The organism is Neolewinella persica DSM 23188, assembly GCF_000373105.1.
Lineage (GTDB): Bacteria > Bacteroidota > Bacteroidia > Chitinophagales > Saprospiraceae > Neolewinella > Neolewinella persica.
In genome coordinates, this window is the sequence record NZ_KB890413.1 from 152,039 (window position 1) to 162,171 (window position 10,133).

Annotated in this window: 8 protein-coding genes; 5 read left to right on the plus strand and 3 right to left on the minus strand. The window is 53.7% G+C overall.

All coding sequences use genetic code 11. The features are described from left to right. Window positions 1–59: 59 nt before the first annotated feature. Together B036_RS0100660 and B036_RS0100665 are read right to left on the minus strand one after the other, a co-directional pair. The gene (locus B036_RS0100660; protein WP_020566754.1) at window positions 60–794 is read right to left on the minus strand and encodes a class I SAM-dependent methyltransferase; all 735 of its coding nucleotides are present in this window, start codon (window positions 792–794) and stop codon (window positions 60–62) included. Window positions 795–876: 82 nt separating this feature from the next. Further along, window positions 877–3,855 carry a glycoside hydrolase family 3 N-terminal domain-containing protein gene (locus B036_RS0100665; RefSeq protein WP_211217357.1) on the minus strand — a complete coding sequence of 993 codons (2,979 nt, stop codon included), beginning with the start codon at window positions 3,853–3,855 and terminating at the stop codon, window positions 877–879. Between the two features lie 253 nt (window positions 3,856–4,108). Here B036_RS0100665 and B036_RS0100670 point away from each other — a divergent pair, with 253 nt between their 5' ends. From B036_RS0100670 to B036_RS27535, 3 genes are all read left to right on the plus strand, one after another. Further along, entirely contained in the window at window positions 4,109–4,621 is a 513-nt protein-coding gene (locus B036_RS0100670) for a hypothetical protein (RefSeq protein ID WP_020566756.1), read from the plus strand. Between the two features lie 150 nt (window positions 4,622–4,771). Further along, window positions 4,772–5,254: a CIA30 family protein gene (locus B036_RS0100675; RefSeq protein ID WP_157471991.1), complete on the plus strand. Its 483-nt coding sequence runs from the start codon at window positions 4,772–4,774 to the stop codon at window positions 5,252–5,254. A 75-nt stretch (window positions 5,255–5,329) separates the two neighbouring features. Further along, the gene (locus B036_RS27535) at window positions 5,330–6,316 is read left to right on the plus strand and encodes a nucleoside hydrolase (protein WP_020566758.1); all 987 of its coding nucleotides are present in this window, start codon (window positions 5,330–5,332) and stop codon (window positions 6,314–6,316) included. On the opposite strand, the gene B036_RS0100685 is transcribed toward B036_RS27535, so the two are convergent. Then, entirely contained in the window at window positions 6,299–8,788 is a 2,490-nt protein-coding gene (locus tag B036_RS0100685) for a PQQ-binding-like beta-propeller repeat protein (RefSeq protein WP_020566759.1), read from the minus strand. The genes B036_RS27535 and B036_RS0100685 overlap by 18 nt on opposite strands. Before the next feature lie 165 nt (window positions 8,789–8,953). Between B036_RS0100685 and B036_RS0100690 the strand changes: the two genes are divergently transcribed. Together B036_RS0100690 and B036_RS27540 are read left to right on the plus strand one after the other, a co-directional pair. Further along, window positions 8,954–9,502 (plus strand): dihydrofolate reductase family protein, encoded by a 549-nt coding sequence (locus tag B036_RS0100690; protein WP_026231551.1) that lies wholly within the window; start codon window positions 8,954–8,956, stop codon window positions 9,500–9,502. 74 nt (window positions 9,503–9,576) lie between these two features. Continuing rightward, window positions 9,577–10,044 carry a low molecular weight protein-tyrosine-phosphatase gene (locus B036_RS27540; RefSeq protein ID WP_020566761.1) on the plus strand — a complete coding sequence of 156 codons (468 nt, stop codon included), beginning with the start codon at window positions 9,577–9,579 and terminating at the stop codon, window positions 10,042–10,044. Window positions 10,045–10,133: the final 89 nt, after the last annotated feature.

Here is a 10,133-nt window from a genome sequence, read left to right on the forward strand (position 1 = left end):
GAATACGTGAATTAGAGAAGGGGAGAATGGCTCCCGCTCTCATTCTACCCTTCTCTCCTTCACTTCTTCTCCGCATACAGCACCGTCTCCCCTCCCCGCCAGCCATGCAGGTGGTTCGGCGGATAAGTGATTCCAGCCACCCGAAACCCAGCCTTCCTCAGCCGATCCGTCAAACCCGCTACGGAATAGACCCGAACATGGTCTTCCTGCCCGAAGGCCGCCAACCGATCAGCCGCTGTGGCGATGGAAGCATCTTCGTAAATGTCTCCCTCCCGAAACGGCGTCTGGATCAGGCACAGCCCACCCGGAGCCAACACCCGGTGCAGCTCCTGCATCGCGGCGGCATCGTCGGGAATATGCTCAAGCACATGGTAACAAATGATGAGATCGAACCGGCCATCAGGTTCATCAATGGCGGTAATGTCGTAAGATTTATCTGCGGTGAACTCCCCCTCAAAATCCGTCGTTACGTACTCCGCCAGCGGGTACTCCCGCAGCTTGCCGGCTACGCTCGCCGATGGGCTAAAGTGTAGCACCTTCAGTCCCCTCACCTCCATCTCTTCACTCAAGACGTGCCACAGCCGCCGGCCACGCGGCAGGCTACCGCAGCGCGGGCAGAGTAAATCTCCACGTTCCAGCCTGACAAAGGTTGAGAGTCCGGTGCCGCACACGTTGCACCGGTAGGTACTGCCCGCATAGCGTAACGCTACCAGGCGGCGAAAGCGCTCTTCGTTGGCTTTCAGGAAAGCTGTGGGAAGGAGGTTTCGGGCTATGGATTTTAACTGATTGTACATAAATGTCAAATCTTGAATGGTCTGTTGGTACTGTTGGTCTATTGATTACAGCCAAACAATACCAACAGACCAAAAAACCAATCTAAGGCTCCTTACTAAACCCGTAAGCACCCACCTCAAACGACTTCCCCTTCAGGATCGACTCATAGCAAGCCGAGTGCAGGCGCAGTCGCGTGTCCAGCCGGCCGAAGAGGTTATTGTTCATATTGGGGTAGGTACGGTTGCTGAGGACAACAAACACGAGGTCCTCCACCGGGTCAGCCCAGGCGGCAATGCCGGTGAACCCGAGATGTCCAAAGGCGCGCTCGCTGGAGAAGGGCGAAAGGTTCATTTTCCGGTTCTCATTGAGTTGCTTCATGTCAAACCCGAGGCCGCGGCGGGTTTCACCGCTGTACCGATTGGTAAACAATCGCACGGTTTCCGGCCGTAGGTACTGCCGACCACCGTAGTTCCCCTCCTGCAGGAGCATCTGAAAAACCGTTGCCACATCGCGTGCAGAGCCAAACAACCCCGCGTGCCCGCTCACGCCACCCAGCATGGCGGCCCCCATATCATGGACCGTCCCCTGGATCCGCTGGTTACGGAAGTAATTATCGTTCTCCGTTGGCGGAATCCGGCTCTTGTTGAACTTGCGCAACGGGTGGTACGTCAGCGTCTCCAGCCCCATCGGGCGGTAGAAATTGCGGGCGGCGAATTCATCCACCGTCAGCCCCGAAACCTGATCCACCAATTTGGCGGCGATGTAAAAACCCAGATCGCTGTAGCGGTACTGCCCCTGGTTGGGTAACTCGTTGGTGTACAATTTTTGCCAGATCGAATCCAGGTACACCTTGTGCATGAACATCTTTTCGGTGACGGGAACGACAAAGTCCCCCGTCCGTTGATTACGGTAATACTGCGAACTTGCTTTCCCCTGAGCGTTGAGGGTTTCGACGTAGAAAGGGATCCAACTACGCAGCCCCGCCCGGTGCGCGAGTATGGGCCGCAAGGTGAGGAATTCGACGGCAGTTCCTTCCAAACCCGGCAGGTAATTACTGATCGGGACGTCGAGGTTAAGTTTACCCTCGTCCACCAGTTTCATGATGCAGAGCGTGGTGGCCGTCACTTTGGTGAGGCTGGCCAGGTCGTAGATATCGCTGGGATGAACCGCCCGGTTTTTATTATAGGTATGGTAACCAAAGCCTTTCTCGTAAACAATTTTACCGTTACGGGCCACCAAAACCACCATCCCCGGAGTAGCTTTCTTGCGCAGGGCCTCCTGGGCCAGAACGTTGACTTTTGCGGCTAACTTATTGCCGTCGATGCCAACGGCCTCGGGTTCCGCGTAGCCCATCCGGAAGTTCGCGGCGGTTTCCAGACCGGCGTTAAAGGCTGCAGAAGGGCTGGCCGTGATCGGAAGCCTGCCACTGATTTTATTAGCGCCGAAGAGCCCCTGGGCGGCGGCATCCTGCGCTGAATCATCCCGGCTGTAGGCCATCAGGACCGTTCCGAAGCCATCAAGCGCACTCAGGCTGTAAGGGTTACCAAAAACGGTGATGATCAGCTCCGCTTTAGCGTCAAGCGCCCGCAGGAGGCCAAGTGCTTCAGGTCCGATTGGTACTTTTTCCAGGAAGCGGCTACCGTCGGAATACAGCGCGACCACCACTTTGTCTTCCGCATTTACGCCATCAACAATCCGCTGGCGATCCGCCTTGCTTACCTGGTAGGAGGCGTTAAGGTGGGTCGCTTTGGTGTAGTCGTCGACCCGCCGGCTGAAGGCCGTTGGTGCGTTAGGCCCAAGATGAACCACCACCACTTTGCCCCGGTCGAGGGTTTTGATGGGTACCAGCCCTTCGCTGTCGCGGACCAGGGTCATTGCATTTTCGAACAGCGTTTGTTTGAGGGCGTAAGCCTCGGGGCTGTTCAACTCACCACGGAGGTTGTCGGCGGAAGGGAAATTGGCCTTCGTTAGTCCCAGGCGATACTTACTCAACAGGATTCGGCGGACTTTCCGCTCGATGTCGGCGGCAGAGATCTTACCCTCCTCCATGTAGCGCTTGATGGCGCTGATGGCGTCGGGCGTACTTTCAGGTAATAACAAGATATCGGAGCCAGCGGCGATCGCCTCCGCTTCCACTTCTCCGTTGCCGTAGTGGTTGGTTACCCCTTTCATTTCCAGTCCGTCGGTAAACACCAAACCGGTGAAGCCCATCTCCTGGCGGAGCAGGTCATATACGATGGGTTTACTCAGGCTGGAGGGGCGATTGAGGCGGTTATCCAGTGCTGGTATTTGCAGGTGCGCCGCCATGATGGAGCCGATACCGTAGCGGATCAGGGCCTGAAAGGGGTACAGCTCCAGGCTGTCGAGTCGGGCACGGTCATGCGCAATAACGGGTAGGCTGTAGTGGCTGTCGCTTCCGGTATCGCCGTGGCCGGGGAAGTGCTTGGCACTGGCCAGGACACCATTCTCCTGCAGACCGCGCATGTACTGGTAGCCCTTCATGGTCACGTTGTACCGGTCTTCGCCAAAACTACGGGTATTGATGACGGGGTTGTCCGGGTTATTATTAACGTCGAGCACGGGGCTAAAACTTACGTTGACTCCAAGGCGGTGCATCTCGCGGGCGATTTCTGCGCCCATGTCATAAATCAACTGATTATTCCGAATGGCCCCGAGGGCAAGCTGCTTGGGGAAGCTGATCGTTTGCTGGGGTAAGCGCATGCCCAGGCCCCACTCGGCGTCCATGCTCACCATCATTGGCAGGTCGGCAAGTCGCTGGTATTCGTTCGTCAGTTGCAACTGTTTTTCGGGAGTGCCCTGGAAAAAACACAGACCACCGACGTGGTATTTTTTGATTTCTGCCTTCACGTGCGCAATGTGGTCGGCGCCCAGGTCGGAGTGCGCACGCAACATAATAAGCTGTCCGATTTGCCGGTCGAGATTCATTGACTGGAAAACGGAATCGACCCAGACCTTTTCTGAAGCGGTGTGGGTGGACAAATCGCCTTTATAAGCACGCTGAGCGTGGGCGACGAAGCCGGTTATGATAGCCAGCGCAAGGAAAAGGATTCGGGACAACATGTTCATAACTGGGAAAGACTTGAAAATACGGCGCGAACGCAGGTGCAGGGGAAGCGTGCAAACAGCAGGCGCGCTCCATAAGAACGCCGTCCCCCCCAAGCTTTAGTACCGACCGCTTACTGACAATAACAAAACAAAAACTATTGAGGGGAGGAAGGTACGGAAAAGGAAGGATTTGCAGAACTCGCAAAAACGACCGATCTTATGCAGGATTTCATTTTGCATTTTAGTAAACTATACAACCTCTTAAACTATGAGAAACCTTTTACTCCTTGCCGGCGTGCTCTTGCTCGCCGCGACTTTCTCCTCCTGCCTCGAAGAAACCGATTCCTTCATTAATTCCGAAGGCGTGGAACAGCTTTCCCGCTACGAAGCAGCCATCAACGGCACCGGCCTGCCCCGCGAAGCGGAGCTGCGCAATGCCGTATTCACTAACACCAAGAACGGCCAGTCCATCGAGGTTTCCCTCGGTCACATCCGCATCGGTTTTTTCCTTTGTGGAGATTCCTGGTGCCGCGCGCGTACCGACGATTGCGGCCAGTCGGCCAACCTCGATTACCAGTACCGGGTCGAAGGCGACCAGGAAAAAATTGCTTTTCAGGATTTCGAATTTATCCCCATCTTTAAAGACTGGGCCGAAAATGCGGATTTCAACTTCAACCGTAACGGTGCTGACCTTAAATTCGATTGTACGGATTGCCCGGGCCGCACCAGCGACGGTTTTGAATTCACCGACCGGCGGGTGGTATTAAGAGTCATACAGTAAAACTAACGCTTAGGGACGCCATTATCCCCTCATCGCAAAAGTGGTGAGGGGATATTTTTATAGTAGCAATTTGCAACTACCTTCTGCTATTGCCGTTAGGTCAGCATGTTACTCTGGATCACCATTTTATTACTCGTTCAACCGGCTCCAATGACGCTATTTGACTTTACGCCCGAATCAGACATCAGCGATTGGCGTACCGTTGACGACACGGTTATGGGTGGCCGTTCAGACGGTAATTTCCGCCTCAACGAGGCCGGACACGGCGAATACACCGGCTACGTCTCCCTGAAAAACAACGGAGGGTTCTCTTCCCTTCGCTACCGGATGCCGACGTTGCGGATTGAAGGGCTGACTAAGGTCAAGCTCCGCGTAAAGGGGGATGGCTCGCGTTATCAATTCCGGACCAAGACGAGCGATTACGACCGGTACAGCTACGTCACCTATTTTGAAACGACGGGCGAGTGGCAGGAAATCACCCTTGACCTGAAGACGATGAAACCCCAGTTCCGGGGGCGTGTGCTGGATCTTCCGGATTATCCGGCGGAGATGCTTTCTGAGATTGCCATATTGATCGGCAATAAGGAGGAGCAGGATTTTAAGTTGGCGTTGGACTGGATTCGGTTGGAGTAACCTCATGACCCCGGAGGGGTCTTTTTAAATAGGAATATGCGCGCTAATCAGTAAATTCCATCAAATTCCAGCCCCATGCGCCGCTTGTTCCCCCTGCTCCTTTTGTCCCTACTTTGCACCTGCGACCGCGCCCAGAAAAGTCAAACAGTCGGGGAGCCAAATAGTCAGGGAGCCAACGAAGCTGGCCTCGCTTCGCCGCCCCGCCACAAATGGCCGCTGGAAAAACCCATCCGCCTGATCCTCGACTCAGACACGGCCAACGAAATAGACGATCTCTTTGCGATTGCCTACGTACTTCCCGACGAGACCATTGACCTCCTAGGCCTGAGTTCCGCCCAGTGGTTTCACGTATGGAGTGGCGACAGCACGGTGTATCAAAGCCAGCAACTGAACGAAGACCTGCTGCGCATCGCCGGCCGGCTTGACCTTCCGCACCCGCTGGGTGCCGACATCATCATGGGTAAACCCTGGGGCGACTACGACGCGCGTGACAGCCCGGCCGCCCGGTTTATCATTGAGCAGGCGCAGGAAATCCCGGATGGCGAAAAACTGGCCGTAATGTGCATCGGTGCCGCCACCAACCTGGCCTCAGCCATCGCCCTGGAACCTTCCATCACGGATAAGATCGTGGCCTATACGCTGGGCTTTCGCTATGACTTCGACGGAAAATTCTGGAATAAGGACGAGTTCAATATCCGCCGGGACCTCAATGCTGCCAACTATCTGCTCAACGCCGAAGGCCTTGAGCTGCACGTAATGCCCATCTCAGTTGCCATTAAGTACACCTGGGAAAGAGAAGCCACCTTCGCCCAATTAGAGACCGCGGGAGAAATTGGGGCGTACCTGCAAAAACGCTGGCAAAACCACGGCGGCCCCGACGCCGTAAAATGGACCATGTGGGACGTGGCCCTACTACAAGCCTTCCTGAAACCGGAACAAGCCAGCGAAGTTGCGGTATCTACCCCTCCGGAAAACACCCAACGCATGGTGTGGCTATATGATGATATTGACCCGGGGGCCATGGAGAACGATTATTGGGCGAGACTAACGCGAACGGAATAAACGTATGCTATGACTTGCTCCGGAGGGTTCGATGATTTGCAAAATTGTTACCCCGACAGGAAGTTCATTGGCCTCAAGTAATAGTTGATGATCGGTTGCTGCAGACAACCACCGGCTGGAAAGCAACCTTCCCGAAGCGTCAAAAAACCGGAGATCAAGGGTGGAAGCTGACGGGAGTTCGACGGTGAGTACCTGGGGGCCGGTCGACGGATTCGGAAACACCCTGACCTGACCTGAAAAGGGCCTTGCATTAGCCGTGTTCGTCGGATCATTATCGACCTTTGTGCTCAGTACAAACAGCTGGGCTGACCGTGTAATGAATTTGTTGGCCTGCCCATACAGCGCGATATAGCCGTTACTGGTGGGTAGTATATTTCTGGGGAGAAAGTCCTGGTAAGGAATCGGCTCTTCCACGGTTTCAATGACGTTGAAATCATCAGTCCTCAGGCGGAAGCTGCGCAGCAGGCTGGTGGAGTCGTCGGTAGTGACACTCGTCACAATAAGCGCGTCATTAGGGGTTAGGTAGGCCCCGACACCTTGCTCCGTAAATGGCGTAGGTTGTTCAAAAAACGCTGGCGCACTGATGCCTCCGGGAGGAGTTATGCGATAAAGGTTCAGGCCTTCGGGAGGAGATCCTGCTATGAAGGACAAGGTGATAGTCACCAGTGCGTAGTCTCCATTTGGCAGGAGGACTAGGTTCCTGGCGAAATCAACGGTGCCGGTGCTGGAATTGGGGCCCAGATTGCGGCTCCAGACTTCCTGCCGGGTGGTCAGGTCAAATTTTACGATGTGGACCCGGTCAGTACCGTCGCGGGATCTCCCCATCAGGAGCACGGTATTGTCCTCCAGCCTTTTCATGCCATTGGGATTAGATAGGTTGGGGAACGTAGTGCTGTACCGCCGGCTCCCGTCGGCACCGTAAAAATCCATGACGGTAACGTTTCCGTCAACCCGAAAAGTCAGTACTTGCCCCCCGCCTACCGGGAGGGCATCGTACCTGTTGCCCCGTGACTGCAGGCCTTCAAGTGATTCCGTTTTTTGAGGATGCCGACGGACTCCATCGGGCCCAAGGACCTCCTGATAACTATTACCATTAGCATAGTGCTGAAGGAAAAGGAGCCCGTCTCCGCGAAAAGTCAGCTGGTGGGGTGTAGTAACCTGCCCCTCCGGGCCACGAAATCGTTTTACCCACACGGTGTCTCCCACCGGAGTGGTCTTGAGCACCGTTGTTACGATTTCCCGTTGGTCGGTGGTAGGGGAAGCACTCAACAGGTAGATATTTCCAAGCGGGTCTCTGCTAACAGCGATGGCTTCATCGTTGGTCAACCCACCACTAAGGCCAAGGCGTTGCTGCCAACTCGTTTGCGCCAGGTTGGTATTGGTGAGTAGGACATCCCGATCGTTGGTATTAATGAAGACTGCGGACAGGAAAAAGATTTCGTCGTTATCCACGATTCGGTTGATCCCGTTGACTGGTTGGCCGTTGAATTGTGGCAGACCGGTTAACGGTAAAAGTACATCTCCGCTCTGTTCATAATTTCGGTGAACAAACAGGCCTACGTTGAAAAAAAGCCAGACGAGATCGCCCTGGGGAGATACCCCCTGAAGAAAAATATTGTTCTCTCCCCCCATCGGTGCCAGGTCATGGGGCGTGCCTGGAATGCCATTTTCGTCGAATGGAAAAATGACCGGTTGCAGCGGGAAGTCCTGGCTGATGAATCGGCGAAGTACCAGGCTGATCTGATTGTTTTCCGGATGCTGGACAAAGCGACCGGTGCTAAAGGTTTGTAGTCCGTTAGAGCCCTCCATCTCGTATGCGGTAACGGAATCTCCATTTTCTGCATCAATCACAAAGGCGGTGTAACCATCTCCGATGGCGGCAGACTGAAAGGTCAGATAATCACCACTGGGGAGTACGGTGAAGTCCTGAAAAGAGGGGCCACCTGATTCATAGACGGTAGTACGCCCGATCGCCAGCGCAGAGGTGAGACTAAAGAAATCTACTTGTTCGGAAGAAATAGCGGCAAGGACTATTTTCCCATCAAGCGTTTCCTTGAGGGAAATGCGCTGTGGAGAAAATCCGGTAGTAGACAGGGTATCCGTGGCGATTAACCTGGCATCGTTGCGATATTTTGAGACCAGGATGTGGCCGTTGGGTAATATATAAGTGGTGACCAGGGCCTGGTCGCTGGTTACAATGGCTGCTAACGCGTTGGGCGAATAAGGAAACATGGTCCGGAAGCTGTCTTGCGGAGCACCCGTTTCCCGGTCAAAGCGGGCAAAAACCAGTTGTTCGACGCCGGAAGCCCCGCCTTCTTCCCGATATACGGCCGTTATGAATGAGGTGTCTGCCAGCAGGCTCGTCGCTTCTTCATTACTTCTATTGTCTACGGGTCCATATTCTTTTAAGAAAGGTGTCTGGGCAGAAAGAAAGGAAAAGGACAAAAAATATAAAATGATCAGGAGTCGCATAGGGTGTTCTTATGTATGTACTTTAACTGGAGGGTATAAATTGAAAAGGGGTGGTTGGTTAAATGTTCATTTTCGGAAGAAATGAAGATGTTTACTCCTGTATTATCTTTACTGCTAATGCTTTACCGGAAATTCCCTGCCGGAGCCCCTTTATCAACTGATCTCATGCAAGCTAATAATCGCGTTTACATTGCCACCAGCCTCGATGGTTTTATTTCCGACAGAAACGGTGGTCTGGCCTGGCTGGATAGTGTTGAAAACCCGGAAGGCGATGATATGGGGTATGGAAATTTCATGGCAAATACCGATGCCCTACTGATGGGACGTACCACCTTCGAAACCGTTTGCGGATTTGATGTCGAATGGCCTTACACCAAGCCGGTTTACGTTTTAAGTAATTCGTTGACGAAGGTCCCGGCGGAGTACGAGGGTAAAGTTTGGCTGGTTAAAGGCAAGCTGCCTGAAGTGTTACAATATATCCACGAAAGGGGGCATTTAAGCCTGTACATCGATGGTGGACAAACCATCACCAACTTTCTGGCACAAGGTCTGATTGACGAAATGATCCTCACCGTTTTCCCCGTGCTGCTGGGTGGAGGACATCCTCTGTTCGGCGACCTCCCGGTAGCGCAAGACTTCGAATTGGTGAATTCGAAGGTGTGCCTGGGTAAGCTGGTTCAGAGTCACTACCGACGAAAAACCGGAAGACCTTAATATTTTCCCCTGCCTTTCTTCATTTTTCGGGGTTGTTTTGCCCTGTTGCCTTTTAGCTTGTTTAATATTCCCCTATGAAAATTCTTGTTGTTTGCCTCGGCAATATTTGCCGCTCCCCCCTCGCTGAAGGTCTTCTTAAACGTGAAGCGGAAAAACGTGGCCTTGACTGGGAAGTAGCCAGTGGAGGAACGGCCAAGTACCACATTGGAAAACCACCGGATCCGCGCAGCATCGCCATTGCGCGGGAGCATGGGCTAGACATCAGCGCGCAACGCAGCCATCATGTGACCACTGCTGATTTAACGGCATATGACCTGGTGTTAGCGATGGACCGGCAGAACGCCCAGGACCTCCGGGCCCGTGCTGAAACGGCCACAGATCGGGAAAAAATTCATGTCTTTCTGGAATATGCTGGGGTTGCAGCTGAATTCGGCACGGATGTCTTCGATCCATATTATGATGACGAGGCCTATGAAGGTGTTTATAAAACGGTAGAAAACGCAGCTAAAGGGGTTGCGGACCGACTGGAAGCCAAGGAATGAGCTAACGATCAAGGCAACTGGAGAAAGTAAAAGGTAAATAAATTTGTACCTTTGGAGAGCGTTCTCTCATCTCATGATTTATAAGCTGT

Excerpts from the sequence above, each read along its gene's own strand:
- B036_RS0100660 (WP_020566754.1), bottom strand. The coding sequence starts at position 794 with ATGTACAATCAGTTAAAATCCATAGCCCGAAACCTCCTTCCCACAGCT.
- B036_RS0100675 (WP_157471991.1), top strand. The coding sequence starts at position 4,772 with ATGACGCTATTTGACTTTACGCCCGAATCAGACATCAGCGATTGGCGT.
- B036_RS0100690 (WP_026231551.1), top strand. The coding sequence starts at position 8,954 with ATGCAAGCTAATAATCGCGTTTACATTGCCACCAGCCTCGATGGTTTT.
- B036_RS0100670 (WP_020566756.1), top strand. The coding sequence starts at position 4,109 with ATGAGAAACCTTTTACTCCTTGCCGGCGTGCTCTTGCTCGCCGCGACT.
- B036_RS27540 (WP_020566761.1), top strand. The coding sequence starts at position 9,577 with ATGAAAATTCTTGTTGTTTGCCTCGGCAATATTTGCCGCTCCCCCCTC.
- B036_RS0100665 (WP_211217357.1), bottom strand. The coding sequence starts at position 3,855 with ATGTTGTCCCGAATCCTTTTCCTTGCGCTGGCTATCATAACCGGCTTC.
- B036_RS27535 (WP_020566758.1), top strand. The coding sequence starts at position 5,330 with ATGCGCCGCTTGTTCCCCCTGCTCCTTTTGTCCCTACTTTGCACCTGC.
- B036_RS0100685 (WP_020566759.1), bottom strand. The coding sequence starts at position 8,788 with ATGCGACTCCTGATCATTTTATATTTTTTGTCCTTTTCCTTTCTTTCT.